This window comes from Jonquetella sp. BV3C21, from assembly GCF_000468895.1.
Lineage (GTDB): Bacteria > Synergistota > Synergistia > Synergistales > Dethiosulfovibrionaceae > Jonquetella > Jonquetella anthropi.
This window is the reverse complement of sequence record NZ_AWWC01000020.1, coordinates 1-26,625: the sequence shown is the minus strand read 5'-3', so window position 1 is coordinate 26,625 and position 26,625 is coordinate 1. Positions and strand designations below refer to the sequence as shown.

The following is a 26,625-nucleotide window of genomic DNA, read 5'->3' as shown; positions in this document are numbered from 1 at the left end:
CGAACAACAGCTCAGTTGGATTCATCTTATCACGGACCGGCCGTTTTTTGTGAGTTTTAACAGCCAATTCGCTGAACCGTCAGGTACATTCGCTCGCTTCGGTCGCCGCCCCTGTACGAAAAGAACAAATCCCGGCGGCATCGTGTGCAGTACGGGATTCGTTCAATTTTGCTGGGCAACAGGCCGACCTCCGCCAACTGATCGGCTATTTCTCCGGCGATGTCAAAGTGGATTTTTCCGCCCTCGCGCCGCCAGTTTTCCGAGTTCCACTCGCTGGCAGCTGACAAGGCCAGCTCGTCCTCGTCGCGCTCATAGCAGGAGAAACAAATTCCCGGGCCAATCCATGCTCGGACTTTCCGAAGGTCTGTTTCAGGATAGCAGCGCGCCGCCATTTGGACGCCGCAGGCGGCAATCCTTTTGACTGTCCCTGCAAAGCCGGAGTGAATGACCAGCAGCCACGAAGGCGATGGTCCTTCCGGCTGAACTACAACAGGGAAGCAGTCGGCAAAACGCAGCGCCCATTCGCCGCGAGGACCAGCCGCGCAGATCAAAAGGCCGTCGCCGGGAAGCGGGCCGGAAGCGGCCAAGACTTCGTCCCCGTCGATAACCGTCGTGCCGTGAACCTGAACCAACGATGGAGCGGGCAGTTTCCCCTGCCAATTCCGCAGCGTCAGCGCCGCACGAAACGGTGAGCTTACCGGATAGATAAGGCTGCCGCTGTCGGAGTGCTCAGCGCCATTCATCGCTGCTGACCAGCCGAGATCTCATTGAGCCGATAAAGTACAGGCTGCCGCAGAGAATCACAGGGTCTGAAAAGCCCCTGGCTTTCTCCAGAGCGGCGACTGGGTCTTCGACCGCCAAGGGGACGTCAATGAACGGATAGCCAGTTGCCTTTTGAGCGAGCACTTGAGCGGACTCGCACCGAGTGTTGTGGGGCACGCGAGTGCAGATCAGCCGGATCTTCAAGCGGCTGGACATGTAGCTGAACTCTCCGGCGTAATCCTTGTCAGCCATGGCCGTAAAAACGACGGTCAAGAGCCTGTCTTTTCCGTACAGAGCGAGAAGAGAATCCGTCAGCGCCTTCATTCCGTGCGGGTTGTGCGCTCCGTCAAGAATGACGTCAGGGTCTCTTGAGACGACTTCCAGACGTCCGGGCCAGCGAACCGTCCGCAGCCCCTCCCGCCGCGCCTCTTCGGTGACAGGGAAATCTTTTTGGAGAATTTCAGTCGCCCGCAGGGCCAACGAGGCGTTTTCCGGCTGGTATGTGCCAAGAAGCCTAGAAAACCACCGATTCGTGCCGCAAGGCGTGGTGAGACTGAACTCACAGCCGTCGAGAGATGTTTCAGCGTCAAAGATCCGACACTCGTCCATCGTGTAGGCCGGAGAATTTTTCGCGGCACAGCAGGCTCGGAACTCCGGCGCCAGCTCCGGATGGTTGTCAGAAAAGATTGCCGGCCGGCCAGGCACAATGATGCCGAATTTTTCCGAAGCGATGGCCGAAAGGGTGTTCCCCAAAAAGGCCATGTGATCCCAATCGATTGGCGTGATCACAGCCAAACGGCAGTCCGGCAGGATGTTCGTAGCGTCCAGCCGACCGCCCATTCCGGTCTCAATAATGGCGACGTCAGGCTTGGCGTCCCGAACGAGAAGATAGGCGGCCGCCGTCAGAGTTTCAAAGTAGGTCGGCCGGTGCTGGGACAACCACGGGTGCCCCAGAATCGTCTGAGCCACCTTTTGACTCGCCTCAGCCCAAAGCTCGGGCGGCAGCGGATACCCGTTCACCAACAGGCGCTCCCCTAAATGAATCAGGTGAGGGCTGGTGTACAGCGCGGTCTTATACCCCGCCGCCCGGTAGATTGACTCCAAAAATGCCGCCGTGGATCCCTTGCCGTTCGTCCCAGCCAGATGAATTGCCGGAAACGCTTGAGGGGTTCCAAGAGCTTCGAGCAACACCGATACTCTCTCAAGCCCGGGGTGCCATCCGTCGCTTGAGACGTCAGAAAGCGCCTTTTCAACTTTCTCGTAAAGGGCTATATCCGATGGGCGCATTTCTCTCACTACGCCTGCGACAGGCTCTCGATATTTTCGCTCAGGCGCGCTATCCGACGTTTCGAGTCCTCTAGGCGCTCCCGTTCTTTTTCAACCACGTCAGCTGGGGCGTTCTCCACAAACGACGGTTTGGACAGTTTTGCCTCGCTGCGCTGAAGGTTAGCCTGTACCTTCTTGAGCTCGCCTGTCAGACGCTCGACTTCCGCCTTCACGTCCAGCAGGTCGCCCACCGGAAGGAAGACCTGTCCGAGCCCGACGATCGACGTCAAAGAGCTTCGCGGTCTGGCGTCGTCTTTTCCAAGCGCTTCGATCCGCCCGACTTTAGCGAGCAGTCGAATCATGTCCTCGTGTGCCTTGACGAACGCCTCGCCGGTTGCCTCGCGGAAGCGCAGGACTGCGCGGTCTATCGACTGGCTGGGCGGAAGCCCCGCTTCGCTGCGGAGGTTACGCAGAGCCCGAACGAGTTCCTGCAGAGAACTCATTTCAGCCAACGAGTCTTCTGACGTCGGAAGGTCACTCCCGTCAGGCCACGACTCAAGCTCCATCGGACGCTCGCCGAAGGCAAACGCGTGCCAGAGCTCTTCGGTCACAAAAGGCGTGAACGGGTGCAGCAGCCGAAGCACGTCTTTGAATGCCCGATTCAGCACTTGACGCGACGCTTTCGCCCGTCCGTCTCCCTCGTCGCCGTACAGAGCGGGCTTAGCCATTTCAATGTACCAGTCGCACAGGTCGGCCCACACGAAGTCATAGATCACCCGGGCCGCCTCGCCGACGTCGTACTCGTCCATCAGCGCCGAAACAGACTTTTCCACCCCAGCCAGTCGGGACAGGAGCCACCGATCGTGCAGGCGCATTTCTGAGGGCTCCGGGAGCCCTTCGCAGTCCTCGTCGCCCAAGTTCATCAGAGCGAACCGCGACGCGTTCCACAGCTTGTTGATGAACCGTTTGCACGTCTCGATTCGGGACTCGCCCAGCAGGATATCCCGACCCTGTACTGTCAGATAGGCCACGGTGAACCGTAACGCGTCGGCGCCGAATTTCTCGATCATGTCGAGCGGATCAATGCCGTTGCCCTTCGACTTGCTCATCTTCTGACCGTGCTCGTCGCGGACCAGCGCGTGAATGTACACGTCCTTAAACGGCTCACGACCGTCCATGAACTCAAGTCCCATCATGATCATTCGGGACACCCAGAAGAAGATGATGTCGAACGCCGTCACCAGCACGGACGTGGGATAGTACCGTTTCAGCTCTTTCGTATCCTCAGGCCAGCCAAGGGTTGAGAAAGGCCACAGAGCGCTGCTGAACCACGTGTCCAGCACGTCTTCGTCCTGGTGCAGATGGTGGGAACCGCACTTGGGGCAGAGGGTTGGGTCAGTTTCAGAGACGGTCAAGTGACCGCAGTCGCCGCAGGTCCACGCGGGAATTCGGTGCCCCCACCAGAGCTGGCGGGAAATGCACCAGTCGCGGACGCCGTCCATCCACTGGTAATACGTTTTATCCCACTGGTTCGGAATCCAACGAATCCGGCCCTCTTTGCTGGCCTGAACGCCCTTCTGGGCAAGCGGCGCCACTTTGACGAACCACTGTTCGGAAAGGTACGGCTCCACAACCGTATTGCACCGATAGCAGTGCCCCACTTGGTGCGGCAGGTCCTCGATCTTTTCGAGGAAACCTCCCTCCTGAAGGAGCTGAACGCTCCGAGGCCGGGCCTCCACTACGGTCTTGCCGGCCAGCTCAGCGCCGGCGTCGTCCGTCATTATCCCGTTTTCATCGATGATTTGAATCGTCGGAAGGCCATGCCGCTGTCCGGCTAAAAAGTCGTTCGGGTCATGGGCCGGAGTGATTTTCACAAAGCCGGTTCCAAATGCCGGGTCAACCATGTTGTCCGCCACTATTGGGACAACCCGTCCGCCGGTCAGAGGAACGACGACCTTTCTGCCGGCCAGAGCCTTTTTGTCCGGATCCTCAGGCGACACCGCGACAGCCACGTCAGCCGGAATCGTCTCCGGCCGGGTCGTGGCTACGAGGATATGCCCCTGGCCGTCCGCAAAGGGATAACGGACGAAGTACAGGTGTCCCGGCTCCTCGGCGTGTTCAACCTCGATATCAGACAAGGCGGTATGACACCGCGGGCACCAGTTGACGATGTATTTACCCCGATAGATCAGGCCCTTCTCGTACAGCCGGACGAAAACCGCCCGAACCGCCTTTGACAGGCCTTCGTCCATGGTAAACCGTTCACGGTCCCAATCGCACGAGTCGCCGAGCCGCTTCATCTGCGAGACGATACGGCCGCCGTACTCCTTCTTCCACTCCCATACCTTCTCGATGAATGCTTCCCGACCGAGATCCTGCCGCTTGAGCCCCTGCTTGGCCAGAGCGCGCTCCACCACGTTCTGCGTTGCGATCCCGGCATGGTCGGTCCCAGGCAGCCAAAGCACGTTGTACCCGCGGGCCCGCTTATACCGACACAGCACGTCCTGCAGCGTGTGATCATACGCGTGCCCGACGTGAAGGGCGCCAGTGACGTTCGGCGGAGGCAGCACGATGGTGAACGTCTCGCGGGTATCGTCATTTTCGTCGGCGTGAAACAGCCCCTGATCGATCCACCACTGATACCACTTATCTTCCAGCGGCCGAGGGTCGTAATTCTTGTCCAACTCCCTGTTTCTTTTCGGCACGTTATTTCCCCTCCTCTTCACTTGCCCCGTCCGAGCGGTCAAGAAAGGCTTCTATAAAGCTTCTCAGCGCCTCTATGGTCTTAGGCTCCTGACTTGAGCAGACCAGAGGTTTATCCCAAGACCGCAGACCGGCTGAAACATACTGCCGGACGAGGCCGCTCCGCTTGCCCGAAGAAATCTTGTCCGCCTTAGTAAACACGACGAACACCGGCGTCTCCAAGTTTCGGCTCCACTCCTGAAAGTCCTCGTCCTTCGCAAGAAGCCCGTGGCGGATATCGACCAGATGGACGATCAGACGAAGTGCCCCTCGCGTCGACAGGAAATCTCCGATGAGACGGTTCCACGACTCCCGCTCTGACCGGCTCAGAGCGGCATACCCAAAACCGGGCAAGTCCACGAGGGTGAACTTTCGCCCCGCCTCGACAGAGTAAAAGTTGATGCTCCGCGTCTTGCCGGGCTTAGAACTGACGTGAGCCAGCTTCTGGCCCATGAGCCCGTTGAGCAGAGTCGACTTGCCGACGTTTGACCGGCCGACAAAGGCGATTTCAGGTCCCTCTGCAGGCGGTATCTGTTCAGGCGTAAACGCCGTGACTCTCAGTTGTGCCTGCCAGCGCATCACTCGTCTCCAATCGCCCAGGAAAGCGCCTGGGACAGCGTATCAATGAACGTCAGCTCGACGCCCTCTGTCACCCACGGCTCCAAGTCCAAGATGTCCGGCTCGTTCGCCTGAGGAAGCGCGACGGCCTTCAGCCCGGCGCGCCGGGCAGCGAGGATTTTTTCCCTCAGGCCGCCGACAGGCAGCACCTGCCCGCGCAGCGATATCTCCCCAGTCATCGCCCGATCAGGCCGGAACGGCCTTCCTGTCAGGGCAGAAAACAGAGCCGTCGCGATGGTAACTCCAGCCGACGGGCCGTCCTTCGGAATAGCTCCTTCTGGGACGTGAACGTGAAGGGCAGCCTGCGACCAGTTAGGCACAGGACGCTTTGTCAGGTGCTTCCACTGGGCTTTCAGACAACCGAGAGCGGTTTGAGCGGATTCCTGCATCACCGCGCCCAAGTTGCCCGTCAGGGTGAGGACGTCCTTCCCCTTTGAGTTAGCCGCTTCAATGACGAGAACGTCGCCGCCTGCGGCCGTCCACGCGAGGCCGATGGCGTACCCTGCCTCTGGCGTCTTGGGAAGCCTTGAGTCTTTCAGCCGGGGAGCCCCCAACAGCTCTCCGAGATCGGCCTTTCGAACCGTCACTGACCGTTTTGAACCGTCGGCCTGCTCTTCCAATACTGATACGGCTCGCTTTCTGAAGATCGTCGCCAGCTTGCGATTCAGTTCGCGGACGCCCGCTTCGTGAGTGTAGCCTTTTATGATTTCTCTGACGGCTTGAGGCGTAATTTTCAGCTCGGCTTTTGTCATTCCCGTCTGGCTGTAGAGCTTGGGAATCAGGTGTCGGCGGGCAATTTGCTCTTTTTCCTCCGGCAGGTAGCTGGCAAGCTCGATCAGTTCCATTCGGTCCAAAAGCGGCGACGGGATCGTGTGAGTGACGTTTGCGGTCGTGATGAACAGCACGTCGCTCAAGTCAAACGGGACTTCTAAGTAATGGTCGGTGAAATGGGCGTTTTGCTCGGGGTCCAGCACTTCCAACAGGGCCGACGCCGGATCTCCGCGAAAATCGCTTCCCAGCTTGTCAACCTCGTCCAACAGCATCACCGGGTTTTTGGCGCCTGCCTCGCGGATTTTCTGAATAATACGCCCCGGCAGAGCCCCGATGTAGGTCCGCCGATGGCCCCGAATTTCAGCTTCGTCTCTCATGCCGCCCAAAGAGAAGCTGACAAACGGCCGGCCCAGCGCCTGGGCGACCGACTGGCCTAGGGACGTTTTCCCTACTCCCGGAGGCCCGACAAGGCAAAGAATCTGAGCCTGAGCCGATGATTTTGCCAATATTCGGACAGCGACGAACTCAACAAGTCGGTCTTTGACCTTTTGAAGGCCGTAGTGGTTCTTTTCCAAAACCGAGCGAACCGAGGCTAGGTCATCGTTTTCCTTCGCTGTCTTGTTCCACGGCAGATCAAGAAGCCAGTCCATGTACGTGCGAACGACCGAGCTTTCCGGCGACAGCGGCGCCATCGTCCCCAACCTGGCGTTCTCCCTCTGAAGGACTTTCCGCACGCCGTCCGGGAGGTCCGCGCTGTCGATCTTTTCCTTGTATTCCGACTCATCTGAGCCGCCCAACTCGCTGTTGATGACCTGCAGCTGCTCCCGCAGGAAGTATTCTTTCTGCTTTTCTGAGATCTGAGCCGCCGTCTTGACCTGAACGTCCTTTTTCAGCCGAAGCATCTCGACTTCTTCCATCAGGTGACGAAGCAGCAGTTTGAGCCGCGATTCCGGCGAAAAACACTCCAGCAGGGACTGGCGGACCTCTCGGGAAAGATCGTTGTGAAACGCCATCAAGTCCGCCGCCTTGTCAGGGTCAGACTGAGACGACAGGTACGCCTTGAGCTCTTCCGGCATTCGCGGGTGAAGGTCCACGTACCGAATGTATTCCTCCTCAGCGGCACGGCGCAGGGCTTCCAGCCGAGCAGGCTCGCAGGTCTCAAACCGATCGGTCACCAGATCGGCGCTCATCATCCCGTCAGACAGGACAAACGACCGAGCGCGAAAACGACGCAAGCCCTCAAGGAGAACCTTGAGGGCGCCGTTGGGCATGTGAATGACCTGAAGAAGCCGGCAAACCGTCCCGACCGCAAAAAGGTCTTCCGGTCCGGGATTATCGGTGTCCGACTGGCGCTGAGCCACGGCGAAGGCCAATTTCTCGTCGCTCTTTCCAGCCAAGTTCACCGCTGCCATTGATTCCGGACGACCGATGTAAAGCGGCGTCACTGCGCCGGGAAACATGACCGTGTCTCGAAGGGGAATAACTGGCGTCATGAAATCCTTTCCTTTGCTTTTTTCGCCTGCCGACCGGCCCCGGTCGTTCCGTAGATTATTTCTGGTTCCTCGCCGCCGGTAACGCACGCTTCACCGATCACTACTCTGCTGACCGGACGCGACGACGACGGAACTTCGTACATCAAATCGAGCATGAGGTTTTCCATGATGGACCGGAGACCGCGGGCGCCAGCCTTCTTGTTAACCGCTTTTTGAGCGATTGCCCGAAGAGCCTGCGGCGTGAACTCCAACTCCGCCCCTTCCTGCGCGAAGATGGCCTGGTACTGCCGCACAAGGGAGTTTTTCGGCTCGGTGAGGACTCGGACAAGCGCGTCTTCGTCCAGCGTCCGAAGCGCCACGGCCAGCGGAAGGCGGCCGGTCAGCTCGGGAATAAAACCGTAGTGAATCAGGTCTTCCGGCTCCACTTGAGACAGCAGGTCGTACGAAACGTCACGCTTCCGCTCCTGATTCTCGCCGCCAAAGCCGATGACGTGTCGGTTCAGCCGGCGGGCGATGATCTCTTCAAGGCCGTCAAAAGCTCCGGCACAGATGAAGAGAATGTTCCGGGTATCAATGGCGATGAACTCCTGCTGCGGGTGTTTTCTGCCTCCCTGAGGCGGCACGTTGGCCACCGTTCCTTCAAGGATTTTAAGCAGCGCCTGCTGGACCCCTTCGCCGGAAACGTCTCGGGTGATTGATACCGACTCGGACTTTCTGGCGATCTTATCAATTTCGTCCAGATAGATGATCCCGTGCTCTGCCGCGCTGACGTCAAAGTTTGCCGCTTGAATCAGACGAAGGAGGATGTTCTCCACGTCTTCGCCGACGTATCCGGCTTCGGTTAACGTCGTCGCGTCGGACATGGCAAACGGAACGTTCAGCTTGCGCGCCAGAGTCTGAGCCAGAAGCGTCTTGCCGCTGCCGGTCGGCCCCAACAGAAGCAGATTGCTCTTCTGGAGCTCGACGTCCTCCGACTCCTGAGCCAGCGCCAGCCAGCCGATACGGCGGTAGTGATTGTAAACGGCGACGGACAGAGCCTTCTTTGCCTGATCCTGGCCGATGACATACTCGTCCAGAAAGGCCTTCATTTCTGCCGGCTTAGGAAGCGACTGGGCGCTTTCCGCGTCCGCGCCGGGCTTGCTGTCAGGCAGGGTCGCCAAGTAGTTATTACATAAGCCGACGCATTCGCTGCAGATGTTCACGCCCTGCGGGCCGGTAATAATGTGAACGTCGTCGTCAGCGGTGCGCCCGCAGAATGAACAGGTGATATTCTTGTTCGCATCGTCCTTGCGCGGCACTGGCATTCCTCCTGAACAACGCGCCTTCGGCGCAAATGTACGCGCGCAGGCAGGAACTCCTGCCTGCGCGGTTGGGGAAACTATCTTTTTTCGATAACCCGGTCGACCAAGCCGTATGACTGCGCTTCGGCTGCCGACAGGAAGTGATCCCTGTCAGTGTCAACTTCGATTCGGGAAAGCGGCTGACCGGTATGAAGCGCCAAGATCTCATTCAACCGCTGGCGCGTTTTGAGGATCTCGCGGGCGTGAATTTCCACGTCGCTGGCCTGCCCGTACGCCCCGCCCATCGGCTGGTGGATCATCACCTGAGAGTTCGGGAGGGCGATTCGCTTGCCGGGCGTTCCGGCAGCCAGAAGGATGGACGCCATGCTGGCAGCCATCCCGACGACGATGGTCGAGATGTCGCACTTGACGTACCGCATCGTGTCGTATATCGCCAACCCGGAGGTCACCTCGCCGCCGGGCGAGTTGATGTATAGGCAGATATCGCGGTCAGGCTGATCGCTTTCCAAAAAGAGGATCTGAGCCACGATGGAGTTCGCCACGAGGCTGTTGATCTCGCTTCCAAGAAAGATAATCCGATCCTTGAGCAGACGGGAATATATATCGTAGCTGCGTTCGCCCCGCCCTGTCTGCTCGATAACGTACGGAATGGGGAAATAGTCCACAGGTACGCTCCTTTCCGTCAGGCGAATTACTTGCCAGCCTCAGGCACGGCGTTTTTGTTCACTTCGACGGTCTTGACAGCGCCCATCACCGCGTCCAACGTCTTGCGGTACTTGGCCGACGAGATCAGGCTGCGAAGATCATCCGGCTTCTTCTGGAGCATGGCCTTGACGCTCTCGGGGGCTACGTGGTAGTTCGCCGCCATCGTCTCGATTTCCTTGTCCAAGTCCTCGGGCTGAACGTTAACGCCGAACTTTTCGGTGCAGGCGTCCATCACAAGGTATTCTTTCACGTCGTTGCGGGCCTCGGTATCAAGCTGGGACTTAAACCCTTCAAAATCCTGCCCGCTCTGAGCGTAATACTCTTCCAGCGTGAGGCCCGTGCGGTTTTTCACGTTCTCCTCAGCCCGTCGAAGCAGATGAGCCTTCTGGCGCTGCACCATCGTCTCGGGCAGTTCGACAGAAGCCAGCTGGCAGATCTTTTTCAGCGCGTCGCTTTCGGCCGCGCGGCGGCTGTCAGACTCAAGGCGCTCTTCCATGGTGCTCCGCAGGTGCGCTTTCAGCTCGTCTTCAGTCTTCAGGTCCTTCCCAGTAGCTTTTTTAAAGAGCTCCGGGGTCAAAGCTGCGGGCTCCAGCTCCAAGATCTCCTGAACGTCAAAATCGTAGCAGGCCATTTTGCCCGCCAGAGCCTTGTCCTGATAGGAGTCGTCGATACGGACTTCCGCATGGCGCTTGTCGCCGGCGACTGCTCCAAGCAGCGCGTCGACAATTTCCTGCTTGAGCGAGAGGGAGTCGAGCATGAACGTCTCCACTTTCGGCTCATGGGATGACAGAATCGAGCCGGCGTCGTCCTTGATAGTCGTCGTGTAGGCGGCCTTCACCCGGTCGCCGCTTGCGCTCGGATTGGCAGACGTCTTCCATTCGCCGTGGGACCGGCGGACGTTCTCAACACCGTCAGCGACCATCTGGTCAGAGATGACAAACGACGGTTTTTCGGCGGTTATCTCGCCGAACTCAGGAAGAGTAACCTCCGGCTTCACTTCGAAGGTCGCTTCCAGAACCACGTCGTGACCTTCTTCCATGTCCTTGACGTCGACTTTAGGCTCGTCGATGGGCTCCAAATCGTACTCAGAAGACACCTCTTCCATGGTCTTGGCGAGCATTTCCTCAAGCGCTTCAGCCCTCAGGGCCTCCTTGCCGAACCGCATCTCCACCACGCGCCGCGGCGCCTTCCCCTTACGAAATCCGGGGATGTTTGCCTTGCGTCCGACCGAAGCGATTGTCCGAGAAACTTGAGCGGAAAAATCCTCGGCAGGGATCGTGATTTTCACTGTAACAACATTCTTCTCCTGTGACAGAAGTTCCGACTTCACGAGAAGCACTCCTTTCAAGCCTGTGAATGCAGATTCGATTACAATCAAAGAGTATATCACACGCCGCGGAAGCGGGCGACACCCCAAGGACAAAGAACATGCCGTCTGCAGCATAAAATGACAGATAAAAAAACTCCGGCCAGCAGGCCGGAGGAAACGACAGGATGGTGGATCGTACAGGAATCGAACCTGTAACCCCCTGATTAAGAGTCAGGTGCTCTGCCAATTGAGCTAACGATCCGCAACAATTGTTGGTGCGAGAGAGGGGACTTGAACCCCTACGCCCGAAGGCACCAGATCCTAAGTCTGGCGCGTCTGCCATTCCGCCACTCTCGCGAAAAATAGATGGTGGATCGTACAGGAATCGAACCTGTAACCCCCTGATTAAGAGTCAGGTGCTCTGCCAATTGAGCTAACGATCCACATTCTTGCCGCAGCGAAGGCGAAAAGGTGGGGTGGATGAGGGGATTCGAACCCCCGACCTCCGGATCCACAATCCGGCGTTCTAACCAGCTGAACTACATCCACCATAAACAAAATAAGATGGCGCGCCGGACAGGATTCGAACCCGTGACCTACGGCTTAGAAGGCCGTTGCTCTATCCGGCTGAGCTACCGGCGCAGGTAAATGGAGCGGAAAACGGGACTCGAACCCGCAACCCCCAGCTTGGAAGGCTAGTGCTCTACCACTTGAGCTATTTCCGCATCCTCTGATCGGGCGCCGCATAGCATGGTCGGGGCGAAAGGATTCGAACCTTCGACCCCCTGCTCCCAAAGCAGGTGCGCTAACCAGACTGCGCTACGCCCCGAAAGGAAAAAATGGTGGAGCTGACGGGATTCGAACCCGCGACCTATTCGTTGCGAACGAATCGCGCTCCCAGCTGCGCCACAGCCCCAAGTTCGACGACGAGTATTCTAGCGTTGTGAGCGAGACTTGTCAAGCTCTCTTTTCTAGGCTACTCTAGTCTCCGGCTCGTCGATGACAAGGTGACAGGAGGGATCCGCGGTGAATGTAGGAAGCGAACTGGTCGCCGCATGGCTCAGCGATCTTCAAAATGACTACGTTGGACGGCCAGTCACCCGCGTCTTTGGCGGCCCCGGCTGGCTGAGCCTTGAGTGGCGCGGCGCCGACACACTGTTTTTCTGCTGGCGTCCCGACTCCTCTGGACTGTGCGTTCTGCCGCCGCAAAAGGCCCGAAGCCTTCTCAAGTCTTTTTCACAGCCCACGTCGTTTGCCGCGGCCCTGACAAAATACCTTACCGGCGCAAAGCTAGCCTGCGCTGTCCAGCCAAACGGTGACCGGCTTTTAGAGCTGAAATTCAGCCGCTTCGTCGGAGCCGGTAGCCAGGAGTTCTACTTTCTCGCCTTTGAGCTCGCCGGTCAGCCGGCAAACGCCGTTTTGACCGACGAGGACAAAAAAATCATCGAGGCCGGGCGGCACGAGCCGCCGGAGCAGAATCAGCTCCGCCCGATCTTTCCCGGGTTCTCCTACGCCCCGCCGCCTCCACTGCGAACCTGTCCACTCTCGCCTGAGCTGACCGATTCTCAGCTGCTGGAGCTTCTTCCGTCCGCACAGGGAATGGGACCGTCGCTCATTCGCCGTCTTCGGGACGAAAGCGCCCGACGCGGGGCCCAATGGCTTCGGGAAGCCCTGTTCGGCGCCCCGATTCTCCAGTGGGCCGGTTCACTTCTCACTCGCTGCGGCGTTCTGCTGCCCGACGCAAAGCCCGCGGCCTGGAATGCCCTTCAAGAAGCGTCAAACGCCGTCTTCGGCGAAATAGAGCGACGGGCTCTCAAAGATATTTCCAAAGACGCTTCAAAAATTTTGGAGCGGGCCATCTCTCGTCGGCGCAAACACCTGGACGATCTGACCAATCTGCTCAAAGCGTCCGCATCCAGAGACCGGTACCGCCGAGCGGGCGAGGCCATCATTCAAAACCTTTCCGCGCTCGCCTTAAAGCCTGCGCCAGAAATGACTCTCCCCTACTGGGACGAGGAAGGCCAGCAGACCGTCAAGGTCCAACTGGACCTGAGCCGCTCACCCCGGGCGAACGCCGAACGGTACTTTAAAAAGTACAGAAAGCTCAGCGTGGACAGCCAAGCGGTCACACAGCAGACCGAAACGCTCCAAAACGAGCTGGACGACCTGACAGGCCTAGAGGAAAACTTGCGGCGCGTCGACGACCCATCGGCGCTCAAGCTGCTTGCAGCCCAAATTACCCGCCAATACGGCCGTCAGGAGAAAAGTCCGGCTAAGAACAGGGACGCCGCCCTTCCCCCGCACCTTCGGTTCAACTTGGATGGAACAACCATTTTAGTTGGGATGAACGAACGAGGGAACCGGTACGTTACTTTTGAAGCGGCTAAAAGCGACGACTTGTGGTTTCACGTTCACGAGCGCCCGGGCTCTCACGTCATTCTCCGTCAGCCGCCGGCGGATCAGGAGGCGTTCGATCGGGCCTGTGCCGCCGCTGCGTCGCTGGCCCTCTTTTACAGCTCCTGCTGCGAGCCGTCATGGAACGTTGACCGAACCGCCCGCAAGCACGTTCACCACATCGCGGGAGCCGGCCCCGCACAGGTCACCTACCGGGACAGCACCCCACTCAGAGCCGACCGGCTGGCGTGGAAAGAAATTCTCTCTTTTGTGTCATAAAAACATTATCAGACACATCAATAGAGCCATTCAAAAAGGAGCCATTCAAACTGAAGGGCTCCTTTATTCTGACCGAATTTTTTTCAGCACGCCTATCAGCTCATCAGGCAAGGGAGAGCGAAAGTTCATCGTCCGGCCGTCGGACGGGTGATGAAACGAAAGGCGCCACGCGTGCAGGAACACCCGCCCCTCAAGGAAGTGCCGGCTCACGTCCTTTGGCCCGTAGAGCCGATCGCCGTCAAGGTAACACCCTATCGAAGCCATATGCACCCGAATCTGGTGCGTTCGCCCTGTTTCAATCCGACAGGCCGTCAAAGAGAGGCTTCCTCGCGTCCACAGAGTTCTGTACCTCGTCACGGCTCGGCGGCCGTCGGCCCGAACGGCCATTTTCAGCCGGTCGTACCTACTCCGGCCGATCGGCCCGTCCAACGTCCCCTGGCTGGCTGGAATCCAACCGTGGACAAGAGCGAGGTACGTCTTCTCCACTCGGCGCTGGGAAAACTCCCTCTGAAGGAAGAGATAAGCCTGCGGCGTGCGAGCCACGACCATGAGACCTGACGTGCCGATATCAAGCCGGTGAACAATCCCAGGACGAAGTCCCACGCCAGGGAGGGGGCCGAAGGTCTTTACCAGTCCGTTGACCAACGTGCCGTCCTTTCGCCCCGCGCCGGGATGAACCGCAATCCCAGCCAGCTTTTCAACCACAGCCAGCCAGTCGTCCGCGTAGACCGTACGAAAGGGCACGTCCTGCGGAACCACGCTCTCCTCCGAAGGCTCTGGCATAGAAACGTCAAACCAGTCTCCTGAAACGACAACGCGGGACGCTTTAACCTTTCCGACGCCAGAGACGAGACCGCCGGAAATGAGACGGCCGACCGCGCTGCGGCTCAGCTCAAGCTGGCCTGACAGGTACAGGTCCAGCCTGTTGCCTGCGTCCGAAGGCTCAACGACGATTCGTCGGGAATCCATGAAACGCCTCCTGAAAGACCGCTGAAAAACGGGCTCGGAAGACTCCGAGCCCGTCTGCTAAATAATGCTGTGGCAGCGATCGCACAGCCCGTTTTCGTCCCAGTGCGTCACGTACTTCCAGCAGCGCGGGCACTTCTGCCCTTCAACGCGGCTGACGCTCAGGGCCACGCCCATTTCATCGGCAGGAACCCCGGGCAGCTCTCCTAGCTTGAAGCTGGAAGTGATGCACAGGTCGTTCCATTCCCTTTCGCTTAGCAAGGACCGGTACTCCTCCGGCAGCGAAGCCGTCACCGCTGCCTCGAGGGACTGGCCGATCTGACCGCTGGCCCGCGCCTCCTCCAGCGCCTTGCTGACCGCTCCTCTGACCGCCAGAATTTTATCCCACCGGGCCAGCAGTTCCTCGTCGATCAGCGACTCGTTCGGCTTGGGCCACTCGGCGAGGAAGACGCTTTCTTCAAGGGAGGGATCAATCTCTTTCGCCGCCTGCCAGATCTCCTCGGACGTAAAGCTCAGTACCGGAGCCAACATGCGCGTCAAAGTCGTCAGAAGCTCCCACATGACCGTCTGAGTCGCCCGCCGAGCCGTGTCGTTTTCAGGATCTGCGTAGAGCCGGTCCTTGTTGACGTCCAAATAGACCGAGCTGAGCTCGTTGACGCACAGCTGATGAATCGTCATCGTCGGGATATGGAACTCGTAATTCTCATAGCTCTCAGTCACCCGACGGATCGTCCGATTCAGCAGCGCGAGAACCCAACGGTCGAACTCGCCCATCTTCTCGTACGGCACCCGATCTGTTGACGGGTTAAAGCCGTGAAGGTTGCCGAGCAAGTACCGAGCCGTGTTGCGAATCCGCCGGTACGACTCGACGAGGGAATCGACGATCTTGTACGAAATTCTCATATCTGAACGGTAATCGGTTGAGGCAACCCACAGGCGGAGAATGTCAGCGCCGTACTTCTCGACAATCTTCTGAGCCGAAACGACGTTGCCCAAGGACTTGGACATTTTCCGGCCCTCGCCGTCCATGAAGAACCCGTGCGTCAGGACGGCCTTATACGGCGATTTTCCTGTCACCGCTACGGACGCCAAAAGTGACGTCTGGAACCAGCCCCTGTGCTGGTCGGCCCCTTCAAGGTATAAGTCGGCAGGCCACGAAAGTTCTGGACGCCCTTTGAGCACCGCAAAATGGCTCACGCCGGAATCAAACCACACGTCCAAAATATCTGTTCCCTTACTCAGCGCTCCGCCGCAGTGAGGACAACGAGCTAACTCGTGACCGAGCAGTTCCTCCGCGTCCTTGGACCACCAATAGTCGCTTCCAAATCGCGCGACCTGCGCGCTCACCACCCGAATCCGATCGGCCGTCAGGATCGTCTCGCCGCACTGGCTACAGGTGAAGGCAGGAATTGGAACTCCCCAGATTCTCTGTCTGGAAATGCACCAGTCGGACCGCTCGCGCACCATGTTATAAATCCGGTCGTGCCCCCAAGTGGGCATCCACTTGACGTCCTCGTCGATAGCCTTCAAAGCCTCTTCGCGGAACGCCTCCACGTTGATAAACCACTGATCCGTCGAACGAAAAACCACCGGCTTATGGCACCGCCAGCAATGCGGATACGAGTGAACGATCTTCTTCACGCCTAGAAGACGCCCGCTGTCGCGAAGCGTCTGCATCACAGTCTGCGCGCCCTTCTCAATGTCCATACCACCGACCAAGGGGGTGTCAGGGGTGAAGCGCCCGTGGCCGTCCACCGGGTTGTAAATCTCAATCCCGTACCGGCAGCCCGTCTCATAGTCCTCCACGCCGTGCCCGGGCGCCGTGTGAACGCAGCCGGTCCCCGCGTCGAGCGTCACATAATCTGCCAGAACAATCGGCGTCTTTCTGTCCAAGAACGGGTGAAACGCGACGCAGCCTTCAAGAGCCTGACCTTTAACAGTCAGGACGGGCTCGCCAAACGTCAGCCCCGTCGCCTGAGCCACCGAGTCAACCATGCCGCAGGCCAAAAGGTACAGTCGCTTCTCAACTCGGTAAAAGCCATAATCGTACTGGAGCCCCACAGCGACAGCCATACTGGCCGGAAGAGTCCACGGCGTCGTCGTCCAAACGACCACGCTCACCGGCTCACCAGCGAGTTCAGGGAACTTGGAAGATAAATCTTCCATCGAATAGGCCACAAAGATTGAAGGAGACGTCTCGTCGCCGTACTCAATTTCTGCAGCGGCTAAAGCGGTCTGGCAGTCAATGCACCAGTACACCGGCTTCTGCCCTCGATACACGTACCCCTTTTCAACCATCCCAGCCAGTGCGTCCAGCTCGGCGGCCTCGTACTCGGGCTGAAGGGTCATGTAGGGATGTTCCCAGTCGGCGAAACAGCCGAGACGAATCATCCCCTCTTTCTGACGGCCAATCCAATATCGGGCCGTCTCGGCGCATTTTTGGCGCAACTCCACCGGAGAGATGGAATCCTTGTCCAGCCCGCCGTCTTTCAACACCTTCAATTCAATCGGCAAACCGTGAGTATCCCAGCCGGGCACATAAGGACACGCGTACCCGTTCATTGAACGGTACTTGACGACAAAATCCTTCAGGCTCTTGTTCAGCGCGTGCCCCAAGTGCATTTCGCCGTTGGCGTACGGCGGACCGTCATGAAAAGAGAACTTCGGCCCGTTAAAGTTCTTCTTCTGAAGTTTGTCGTACACGCCTTTACGCTTCCAAAACTCCAGAATCTGGGGCTCCTTTTGTGCCAGCCCGGCCCGCATCGGGAAGTCCGTCTGAGGCAAATGCAGCGTTGACTTATAATCCTGCGCCATCCAAGTCACCTTTCTTCACGAGATTATCGAGAGCATGAAACAAAAAAGAGAGCGGGACTCTCCCGCTCTCTTTCACGGCATGAAACGTCAGCTCGTCGTCAGAGCTACCACGAGAGAGAGCGAGACACGCCATCTATAATAATCCCAAAACGTCTATTTTGCCTCATGACGCCGCTCTCCCCCTTTCTTATTCTCTGCTAGATACATGACAAAATGCGCGAATATTTTAACAGCCAGTCGGCGACAGGTCAAGACATCGCCCTATAACCAAAGCAGGCTATCGAATCCCGCTGTATTAACGTTAAAGCAAGATCATTTTGACACGTACTGAACGGTGCAAAAAGTCTACCCTTTCTTGTTTAAATCGTCATGATCATAAAAAATCTGATTTTCAATTAGCTGTTCGGTCGGAACATCACGACACACGCGCGCAGGGCACCCCATAACAATCTTACGGGCAGGAACATCACGGGTCACCACGCTCCCTGCAGCGACCAGCGCATCTTCGCCAAGCTCGACCCAGGGGAGCAACACAGCTCCTGCGCCTACCCTTGCCCCCAGCCGAAGACGTGGCCCACGAAAGTGTTTTTTCCTTTCCTCTGTTCTTCCTAAGAAATTATCGTTGCTGAAAATGACGCAGGGCGCGACAAAGCAGAAGTCCTCGATAGCACTAAAAGCCGTAATATAGGCGTTACTTTCAATCTTGCAACGTCTCCCAATAGCCACTTTGTTCTCAATCGTAGCGCCGCGTCCGATAATGGTTCCTTCACCAACAGTTACATTCTCCCTTACTGTCGCCAAATCGCCTAAAAAAACACTATCGCCTATGTCTGCTCCACGGTATAATACGCAGGAAGCACCAACTGTTACTCCTTGGCCAACGACCAAGGGCGGCAATTCTACCGAACTGCTAGTTGTCGCGCTCATTATCGCTTTTGCTGGCTCTTTTCCAAGGATCGCTCCATCAAGTATTTTACAATTAGCTCCAATAACAACGCCTGAGTGGATAATAACGTTATACCCAATATAGACGGAAGGATCAATTACAGCCCCGTCTTCGATAATGACGTTCATGCCTTGCAGATTCCTTTCTTTTTGCATTTGCATCCGTCCTTTCTTATACTGTGTTCCTCAGCGGAGTTATACTGGGTGTTTTCTTAATTTTTTATTATCTCATCCACAAAAAACAAAATATCTATTAGCGAGGAGAATCCCGTTGAATATTTTGTTGATTAACCACTACGCAGGTTCGCCCCAACTCGGCATGGAATATAGACCGTGGTACTTGGCAAAGGAATGGGTAAAACAAGGGCACAGCGTAACCATTGTAGCAGCATCATTTTCCCATCTAAGAATGTGCCAACCTAAAGTTACTCGTGCCTGTACGACTTCCACAGAAGAAGGGATCCGTATTGTTTGGCTCAAAACCCCTGCATATACAGGCAACGGGGTGAGACGAATCGCTAATATGCTGTCTTTCATTTTGCAGTTATACCGTTTTTTGCCGAGAATCGCAAAAGAACGTCATCTCAATGCTGTTATTGCTTCATCGACATACCCCTTGGACGCCTATCCTGCTCATTGGATTGCCAAAAAAACGGGAGCGCAGTTCGTTTTCGAGCTTCACGACTTGTGGCCCATGAGTCCCATGCTTCTCGGAAATTACAAACCGACTCACCCGTTTATCCGCATTATGCAGCGAGCTGAAAATTACTGGTGCCGCAATGCGGACAAAGTGATTTCACTTCTGTCCGAAGCGTCACCTCATCTTCAACAACACGGCCTAGATCCGACCAAGTTCTTCTGTGTTCCCAACGGAATTATGCCTGAAGAGTGGGCTAATACTGATAACATATTACCAAATGAATATCAAAAAGTTTTAGATACGCTACACAGTGCCAATAAATTTTGCGTGGGCTATGCAGGAGGACATGCAAAGTCCAATGCTCTTGAGTCTCTTCTTGCAGCTGCACAGATTTTACAACAAAAAAACAAAGCCGTTCATTTCATTCTCCTCGGAGACGGAACAGAAAAAGCACATCTTCAGCATATGGCAAAAGACTTTAATTTAAACAACACTACTTTTTTACCGCCACTCCCCAAGCTTAACGTTCCTTGCTTTTTAAAACAAATGGATGTTCTGTTTGCTGGGGGTGATCGTAGGTGTGCTCCTTTATATTCTTCCGGACTAGCTCTGAATAAATTATTTGATTATATGATGGCAAGCAAACCAATTATCCTTGCTTTTGGAGATATTCCAAACATCGTAAAAAATTCCAGATGCGGCTATTCTGCTCAATACGAGGAGCCTGAATCAATATCAAATGCAATATTAAAACTCTGGGATACTCCGCCAGAAATGCGACAAATAATGGGAGAACGCGGGAAAACATATGTTTTGAATCATCATGCCTATCCAATTTTAGCTCAACGGTTCATCGATATTTTACAAAAAACATTATAATTCCGTTCTACTGCGTGCATCAATACGCGCAGTTTATGTTGAAGTAATTACATTGCATCTCAGGGATTTTTCTTCAGGTGTCAATTACTGACGTCTCTATAGATTCCCTGAGCATTTTCTCTCACGGTGGTGAAAATATGAAAGTTGTATCGCTCATTGGCGCTCGTCCCCAATTCATCAAAGAAGCAGCCCTCAGCAACGCTGTGCGGCAGGCAACTCCATGGGAGCATATTGTCGTTCACTCCGGTCAGCACTATGACGCTGACATGTCGGATGTTTTCTTTCAAGAGTTAGGTATTATTCAACCACAGTACTTCCTGCATGTCGGCTCAGGCAGTCATGCAGCAATGACCGCTGCGGCAATGATCGCATTTGAAAAAGTCGTTCTCAAAGAAAAACCTGACATCGTGCTAATTTACGGGGACACAAATACGACACTTGCCGGCGCTCTTGTTGCAGCGAAACTCAAAATACCGATTGCACATATTGAAGCAGGTCTACGTCAAGATATTACAGGAATGCCGGAAGAGATCAATCGACAACTCTGCGATAGAATCTCTTCTTGGTTATTTTGCTGCTCCCAGCTTGGCGTTGAGAATCTTCTTCATGAAGGGCAGTCCTCCGGCGTTGTCCTAGCCGGTGATATCATGTACGATCTTTTCGTTAAAATGAAACCGCGCTTCCGTTCAACAGAACAGCATTCTCTTGGACTTGCTGATAACAGGTATGCTGTTATTACCCTTCATCGGGATTTTAACGTTGATTCGCCCCATAAACTTCGTTCTATTCTGAAAGGAATTGACTCTTTGTGCGCTAGGCTTTCCATAACTCCTGTTTTGCCGATCCATCCTAGGACACTAAAGCGAATTGATGAATTCAACTTAAAGGATCTTATTGATCATTGGCAACTGACTCAACCGCTAGGGTACCTTGAATTGATGGGACTTATTCAAAATTGCTTCTGCGTAATTTCAGACAGCGGCGGATTACAGAAAGAAGCATATTACTTAGGGAAACGCTGCGGCGTCATGATGGAAAACACAAGCTGGAAGGAATTGACCGATATAGGATGGAATATTCTGCTTGATTTTTCGACCTCAAGCTCAGAACAATATGCGGAAGCTTTTTCCCAGTCGGTTTCTTATGTGCCTGATATTTATGGTACAGGAAATGCCGCACAAATCATCATTAAGACTTTAACCGGAGTACGTAATGGATAACCAACACACACCTATAGTCCACTTGACCATTGTTCATTCTCGGTACGACGTAAGAGTATTCACAAAAGAGTGCTCTTCCTTAGCTAACGAAATGGCTCCTGTTACGTTAATCGTCAACGATGGGAAAGGTGACGAATCTAAAAACGGCGTTATCATTAGAGATTTAAATTTTCCAAGAGTTCGACGTTTTCTTAACCCTTTTGTTACTTTCTTCCCCGCTTTTAAGATCATACGAAAAATTCATCCTGTAATCGTTCACTTTCATGACCCCGAGCTCATTCCTCTTGGTTGTCTTTTAGCCTTATTCGGATATAGAATCATATACGATGTCCACGAAAACGTACCCGAGCAAATATTGACAAAACATTGGCTTCCCGTTTGGCTTAGACGACCGTTATCGTTGTGTGCAACTGCTATTGAGTGGCTCACTCGTTTCTTTGGTTTCCGTTACGTTATTGTTTTACCAAGCCAAACGCTTCGTTTTCCTGAACAACGCTGTACTTTAGTACAAAATTACCCCATACTACAGCTCTTTAAGCCAGCCCCTTCTCTTGACGCAGTAAAAGAAAAAGGATCCTATTTCATTTATACTGGTGCCATAACTGAGATCAGGGCTATTCGCGAGATTATTGCTGCATTTAAACTGACACCGCCTAAATTCCCTTCATTTTTACTGGCTGGCACATTTGAACACGAATCTTTAAAAAAAGAAATAACCTCAACATCAACATGGGAAACGAAAGTTAACTACATTGGACAAGTCCCCCAAGAAAAGATTGCTCGACTTGTGCCCCACGCACTGGCAGGACTTCAAGTAATTTTACCATTACCTAATCATTTAAGATCAAACCCCAATAAGCTCTTTGAGTATATGGCATGTGGAATCCCCGTTATTGCCTCCAATTTTCCGTGTTACCGAGCTATTATTGATGAAAATTCCTGCGGTCTTCTCGTCGATCCCACAGACCCACGTGCTATAGCCAAAGCGCTGCACTGGATAGTGGATCACCCGCAGGAAGCTAGAAGCATGGGGCATAATGGCTGTCAAGCAGCGAAAATGAAATACAACTGGGACATTGAGTCACGAAAGCTTATAGAGCTTTACCGCCAACTCTTGAAAAGAGAACCTAAATAACTTTTCATCCACTTAAAAAAATACACGGGCATTCCTACAATCAGGAATGCCCGTGTGCTATTTATTAATTTATTACCAGCCGCTAGAAAGGCCCAGGTCCATCCATCGTATGTACATCTTTTAAACCATTTTCCTTCTACCCAGTTATGTGTATGTACAATTTATCTTTTCTCTCCATCAGGGGCAAGAAAACACTGGAAGAAAACTCTTTTCAAAAAGGTGCAAAAACTAACGCTTTTCCCCTGAGAGCATCTTAAAAATATTAGAACCCCCTCTGTATTTTGTCATCATATAGAGTAAAAACAACTGCACGCCTACTCCAAAAGTCAATAGAGCCGTAGGCAAGCTTGTATTTGACATAAAATATGAGCTGGGTGCAATTGACAAAAGAACAAAGAACTTCCACTTCTCTCCTCTTTCAGCAGCTATCCTATCAAATAGCTTCAAAATAGCGCACACTACGCCGAGCATACAGAGAATGCCGAGAAACCGCAAGTCCACTTGCGCATTGGCAATAAAATTTCCAACTAAATTCGTATCCGGGCGGGACAGATATTTTTTGGCCAGTACAAAAGACAGTTCTCTTTCGTAGGGATAACATCCCAAAAACTTTAAAAGATTTCCAGTGAAGAAGATCGGTCGACTTTGCATAGAAAAGTCAAAATAATAGCTTGAAATAATTCCTGGTGTTGCAAAAACGCGTAATACTAAAAAATATAACTTCACAAACCCCTGCAACTTAAACTGAGCTAAAGCTAAAAGAGCACCAAAACTCCACGAGAAAACCGCTACCTTTAACCGCATTGAATAAACAAAAAATATAAATGCAATTAATAAAAACCCCGCAAGAGAGCTCTTTGTAGCTTGGACCGAAAACGATGCGTACCCCAAAACGAGAGCTAAAAAAAGCCACACTCGTCTTCTATATGCCAATGCGTATGCAAAAAGTCCCATTGAAAAAACTGTTAACCAAGATACAGCATATCCCCAAAATGGCGCTCTCGAAGACAATATTTTTAATTCATGCCGTATAGAATACATTTTCGTAAAAGAGATATATCGAAACAAATAGTCTGGCGCGAAAATTAAAATATAAAGCCCCAACGCTATAGAAATTATTTTATAAACTATTACAGTCTTCTCCCCTTCCATATCCAGACTCTCTCGACTCTCCATGTGAGTGGTATCGTCGGCATGTCCCGCCACACCAGTTAATATAAATCCAGCTATTATGAAAACCGCTAACATGTATGTAGCTACGTCCTTAGAAACGACATATGGACACAGCAGCATTGAAGGTAATAAACAAAAGTAAACCAATCCTGTTCTAACAGCATCGGACGGGCGCTTCAGATACTTAGGCAGAGAAAATAGCAACATACAGAAAGCCGCTATATTAGTGAACAAGAGCATCGCTACACCTGGGGTACGCGGCGATAACACGTATACTTTTAGCTCTCCCGATAGGGCCCTTTTTAATAAAATGTTAAAGAACACCAGAAAGAAAACATGCCCGCAAACTTCATAAAATAACTTTCCATATTTTTTTCTAAAATCACAAACGTAAAGTATTCCTGCGATCATTGCCGTCATACTAAAAGCCAAAATAAGTAAAACTCCAACGTCATAAAAACTCGGTCTTTGCAGAATAAATTGACGAATAAAATATGGAGACTGTTCTGACAAAAACATCCTGTAGTGTCCTGATAGTTCCTTATCAGAAAGCAACGTAGCCAAGCGATTAGTCAACTCAGCATTAATATTTTGATACTTATAATTTGCTATATGTCCTACAAGGTCATAATATGAACCCCAAGGAGCATGAAACTCGCTTATGTGTTTTTTAAGAGACTCAATTCCTTTGTTTATCAGAAATCCTGCGGTTTTTGACCCTGTAAGTTCCTTATATTTGAAGAGGGAAATTAACACATGTTCCATCCCGTTGAGCGTGTACCTAGATGGAAGCTCTGAAGGAGTTCTAGGATACTCCGCATACCACCAAGAAGAGTCACTTTCTTTATACGTCGCTCCCCCTTCATCATGAGCTATGCGAAATGATCGCAGAATTTTTTGAGCCGCAGCAAAATATTTTTCCTCACCTGTTATCTGCCAGCGTAACAGAAGAGCTTCCATGCCTATTCCTTGAGCCATAGCTGATATCCACGGCACAGAAATGTCATCAGCGTCAAGACCAAAGTTATACAACCAAACACCAAATATTCTGCCATCAGGACCTTGACGTTCAACTATATTATCTAAAAGCCATTTTGTGGCGTTCATAAACCTTTTTTCAGCTTCACCCCGTGATATTCCCTCTGTCAACGGGATGTCATAATATTTTAAAAAATATGAATAATCTTCTTTATTTTTCCATATGTCATAATATCGAAAGGCATGCATTGTAATATATACCGGGTTGTATACGTAAGTTCCACCTTTATTTCCTCGACGAAAAAGCATCATCGGAACACCATTTTTGTCAAAACAAAACCCGCTGTAATTCTTTATATTTCCCGTTCTAATTACATTCATCAGGTGAGTTGTAAAGTTAGGGAATTGTTCCACAAATTTACCCATCAAGCATATGGACAGTACTAGCGATATTCCTAATGCAAAAAAAAACCTCCGTAGAAACTTTTTCATCCTAGACCTCCTAGGCAATAACACAACAGTTTGTCAAATACCTTAGACATACTACAAACAATATACATCACTCGAAAACTAAATCACTGCTTCCCACGCAAAAGCCCAAATTTTATGAGTGCAAGAGGACGCCACTGACTTGGCAAAAATGGAAACATTCCCAAACAATCACCAAGGAAAAAGTATGCCACTGTTACAGTGCCCGCAAAAAGCAGATAGGGAAATGGGCTAGCAAGAGTTCCAATCAGAGAAAATCCCGTTGCAATGGCAAGTACAATGCACGATGAAAAAGAAACTTGCTTTATTACTGGAACTAGAAGCTCCCGCGATAAGATAAGTAAATACGACAGACTGACAGCGCCCCATACAAGAGATGTCGCCAAGCAAAGTCCCGGGGCCCCCCAAAACGGGAGAAACAGCCAGTCGAGAAAGCCGTTCAAAACAACTCCAACGTAGCTGATAACCATAATCAACATCAGACGGTGTTGCGCTTGTGCATATCGAAATAATAAGCCTTGCCAGGCTGCAAACGGGATGATCGGGGAAGCCATGGATATACATTTTGCAGTGAGGGCAATTGCGTCCGCTCCAAAGGCTCCATGCCCAAACAATATGCTGACTACTGGCTTTGACGCCACAGCGAGAACGCAGCCACAAGGGAACAAATACCCCCAAATAAGCAACAGAGCCGACTGAAGCTGACCTTGACTCTCTGTCAGCGTTTTTGCTTTGCTGGACTTAACAAGAAAAACATAAAAAATAGGTCCCAGCACTTGAATCGGTAACGTGTAGACTACTGACGCATACCCCAACGCGGCAATATTGCCTTCAGGCAACGCAGACCCAAAATACCTGTCCACCACTTGAAAAAGTCCGCTTGAGCCCACAATCCCAAGACAAATGAGAACTTCAGTCCAAAATTGCCTTCGAAGTCCCTTTGGAATACTGCCTTGTTGAGCTGACATCGGCATGTCGGCCAAAACAAACCACATTAAAATCGTCACCAAAACGATTGAGAGGCTGTACGCTTGGGCAATCGCCACTTCACCCCAATATTTTCCAGCCCCCCACATGAATGCAATGGCAACAACGTTCCAAATGTTCAGAATGGAACTGACGACGCTATACCTCCCCTGAAGGTTGCTCCAGACTGTTAGAAAGCTCTGGTGAATCATTCCGACTGTCCAAGGAATCATCCATAGGAGCATGATTGCCGCTTGGTGCATCCGCTGAGGGTCAAAATTGCGCGCAAAAAATTCGACAACCGATCCCGGAAAGAGGGAAATTCCCAGAAGTAGGACGATCGTCCCCCCCATGAAGATCCGCCAAATTCGGACAAAAAATGCCCGACCGACCTCAGGTGAGGCGTTGGCCATCACAGGAAGCAATGTCGACGTCAGAACCGTCGATGCAGTCGTCACGAGTAACGAGAGGATACCCAGCGCGACATAAAACGCATCGACGCCGCCGGACGCGCCAAACAGCCACGCGATGAGCAGCGTTCTGCCGTACCCTAGGACCTTCCCTAGGCCAGTAAAAGTTATAGAAACGAGAGCCGCGCCTCGGGCTGTCTGGCGTCCCATCAGACTGTTCCAAAACGAGCGAAAGAAGCGCCTCATAAGCTCAAAGATCCTCCTCAGTTGCTTTATGATGGCAATCCATACGTGTTCCTCCGAGCGGCAATAATTTGAGTCGCCGCCTATTTTAGCATTATTTGAGTTAAAAGAGGCAGCGGTCTTGTTT

At 53.2% G+C, this 26,625-nt stretch carries 17 protein-coding genes and 8 tRNA genes; 4 read left to right on the top strand and 21 right to left on the bottom strand.

The genetic code is table 11. The features are described 5' to 3' along the window. Positions 1–56 precede the first annotated feature (56 nt). From HMPREF1249_RS05370 to HMPREF1249_RS05295, 16 genes are all read right to left on the bottom strand, one after another. A complete protein-coding gene (locus HMPREF1249_RS05370) occupies positions 57–743 on the bottom strand; it encodes a polyphenol oxidase family protein (protein ID WP_008520957.1) in 687 nt (228 codons plus the stop codon). Next, positions 730–2,049, bottom strand: coding sequence for a bifunctional folylpolyglutamate synthase/dihydrofolate synthase (locus HMPREF1249_RS05365; protein ID WP_008520956.1), 1,320 nt, complete (start codon positions 2,047–2,049; stop codon positions 730–732). Before HMPREF1249_RS05365 ends, HMPREF1249_RS05370 begins: the two co-directional genes overlap by 14 nt. An 8-nt stretch (positions 2,050–2,057) precedes the next feature. Then, entirely contained in the window at positions 2,058–4,733 is a 2,676-nt protein-coding gene (locus HMPREF1249_RS05360) for a valine--tRNA ligase (RefSeq protein ID WP_008522783.1), read from the bottom strand. 1 nt (position 4,734) lies between these two features. Further along, positions 4,735–5,349 (bottom strand): ribosome biogenesis GTP-binding protein YihA/YsxC, encoded by a 615-nt coding sequence (gene yihA, locus HMPREF1249_RS05355; RefSeq protein WP_008522782.1) that lies wholly within the window; start codon positions 5,347–5,349, stop codon positions 4,735–4,737. Next, complete coding sequence (lon, locus tag HMPREF1249_RS05350; RefSeq protein ID WP_008520953.1) at positions 5,349–7,652, bottom strand: endopeptidase La; 2,304 nt, start codon at positions 7,650–7,652, stop codon at positions 5,349–5,351. Before lon ends, yihA begins: the two co-directional genes overlap by 1 nt. Beyond that, complete coding sequence (gene clpX, locus HMPREF1249_RS05345) at positions 7,649–8,956, bottom strand: ATP-dependent Clp protease ATP-binding subunit ClpX (RefSeq protein WP_008520952.1); 1,308 nt, start codon at positions 8,954–8,956, stop codon at positions 7,649–7,651. Before clpX ends, lon begins: the two co-directional genes overlap by 4 nt. 74 nt (positions 8,957–9,030) lie before the next feature. Beyond that, entirely contained in the window at positions 9,031–9,618 is a 588-nt protein-coding gene (locus HMPREF1249_RS05340) for an ATP-dependent Clp protease proteolytic subunit (RefSeq protein WP_008520951.1), read from the bottom strand. Positions 9,619–9,644: 26 nt separating this feature from the next. After that, the gene (gene tig / locus HMPREF1249_RS05335) at positions 9,645–10,988 is read right to left on the bottom strand and encodes a trigger factor (RefSeq protein WP_008522779.1); all 1,344 of its coding nucleotides are present in this window, start codon (positions 10,986–10,988) and stop codon (positions 9,645–9,647) included. A gap of 165 nt (positions 10,989–11,153) precedes the next feature. Next, positions 11,154–11,229, bottom strand: a tRNA-Lys gene (locus HMPREF1249_RS05330). Between the two features lie 11 nt (positions 11,230–11,240). Further along, positions 11,241–11,324, bottom strand: a tRNA-Leu gene (locus tag HMPREF1249_RS05325). A gap of 10 nt (positions 11,325–11,334) precedes the next feature. Next, positions 11,335–11,410: transfer RNA gene (locus HMPREF1249_RS05320), tRNA-Lys, on the bottom strand. 29 nt (positions 11,411–11,439) lie between these two features. Then, a tRNA-His gene (locus HMPREF1249_RS05315) sits at positions 11,440–11,516 on the bottom strand. 16 nt (positions 11,517–11,532) lie between these two features. Beyond that, positions 11,533–11,609 (bottom strand) — tRNA-Arg (locus tag HMPREF1249_RS05310). Between the two features lie 7 nt (positions 11,610–11,616). Next, a tRNA-Gly gene (locus HMPREF1249_RS05305) sits at positions 11,617–11,692 on the bottom strand. A 26-nt stretch (positions 11,693–11,718) separates the two neighbouring features. Further along, positions 11,719–11,796: transfer RNA gene (locus tag HMPREF1249_RS05300), tRNA-Pro, on the bottom strand. Positions 11,797–11,807: 11 nt separating this feature from the next. Continuing rightward, positions 11,808–11,883, bottom strand: a tRNA-Ala gene (locus HMPREF1249_RS05295). Between the two features lie 110 nt (positions 11,884–11,993). Between HMPREF1249_RS05295 and HMPREF1249_RS05290 the strand changes: the two genes are divergently transcribed. Then, positions 11,994–13,640, top strand: coding sequence for an NFACT family protein (locus HMPREF1249_RS05290; RefSeq protein WP_021775954.1), 1,647 nt, complete (start codon positions 11,994–11,996; stop codon positions 13,638–13,640). A gap of 63 nt (positions 13,641–13,703) precedes the next feature. On the opposite strand, the gene HMPREF1249_RS05285 is transcribed toward HMPREF1249_RS05290, so the two are convergent. From HMPREF1249_RS05285 to HMPREF1249_RS05275, 3 genes are all read right to left on the bottom strand, one after another. Next, positions 13,704–14,609, bottom strand: a complete 906-nt coding sequence (locus HMPREF1249_RS05285; protein WP_021775955.1) for an RluA family pseudouridine synthase — start codon at positions 14,607–14,609, stop codon at positions 13,704–13,706. Positions 14,610–14,666: 57 nt separating this feature from the next. Further along, positions 14,667–17,420 (bottom strand): isoleucine--tRNA ligase, encoded by a 2,754-nt coding sequence (ileS, locus tag HMPREF1249_RS05280; protein ID WP_021775959.1) that lies wholly within the window; start codon positions 17,418–17,420, stop codon positions 14,667–14,669. 345 nt (positions 17,421–17,765) lie between these two features. Continuing rightward, positions 17,766–18,521, bottom strand: coding sequence for an N-acetyltransferase (locus HMPREF1249_RS05275; protein WP_008522775.1), 756 nt, complete (start codon positions 18,519–18,521; stop codon positions 17,766–17,768). A 115-nt stretch (positions 18,522–18,636) separates the two neighbouring features. On the opposite strand from HMPREF1249_RS05275, the gene HMPREF1249_RS07855 reads away from it, so the two are divergent. The 3 genes from HMPREF1249_RS07855 to HMPREF1249_RS07850 all read left to right on the top strand — a co-directional run bounded on the left by HMPREF1249_RS07855 (position 18,637) and on the right by HMPREF1249_RS07850 (position 22,239). After that, positions 18,637–19,884 (top strand): glycosyltransferase family 4 protein, encoded by a 1,248-nt coding sequence (locus tag HMPREF1249_RS07855; RefSeq protein ID WP_008522773.1) that lies wholly within the window; start codon positions 18,637–18,639, stop codon positions 19,882–19,884. 137 nt (positions 19,885–20,021) lie between these two features. Then, the gene (wecB, locus tag HMPREF1249_RS05270) at positions 20,022–21,104 is read left to right on the top strand and encodes a non-hydrolyzing UDP-N-acetylglucosamine 2-epimerase (protein ID WP_008522771.1); all 1,083 of its coding nucleotides are present in this window, start codon (positions 20,022–20,024) and stop codon (positions 21,102–21,104) included. Further along, positions 21,097–22,239, top strand: coding sequence for a glycosyltransferase (locus HMPREF1249_RS07850; protein ID WP_008522770.1), 1,143 nt, complete (start codon positions 21,097–21,099; stop codon positions 22,237–22,239). Before wecB ends, HMPREF1249_RS07850 begins: the two co-directional genes overlap by 8 nt. A 228-nt stretch (positions 22,240–22,467) precedes the next feature. Here the strand turns inward: HMPREF1249_RS07850 and HMPREF1249_RS07845 are convergent, their stop codons facing one another. Continuing rightward, positions 22,468–24,882 (bottom strand): D-glucuronyl C5-epimerase, encoded by a 2,415-nt coding sequence (locus tag HMPREF1249_RS07845; protein ID WP_008522769.1) that lies wholly within the window; start codon positions 24,880–24,882, stop codon positions 22,468–22,470. Positions 24,883–24,965: 83 nt separating this feature from the next. Further along, on the bottom strand, positions 24,966–26,625 hold a 1,660-nt coding region (gene murJ / locus HMPREF1249_RS05260; RefSeq protein ID WP_039873324.1), incomplete at its 5' end, for a murein biosynthesis integral membrane protein MurJ.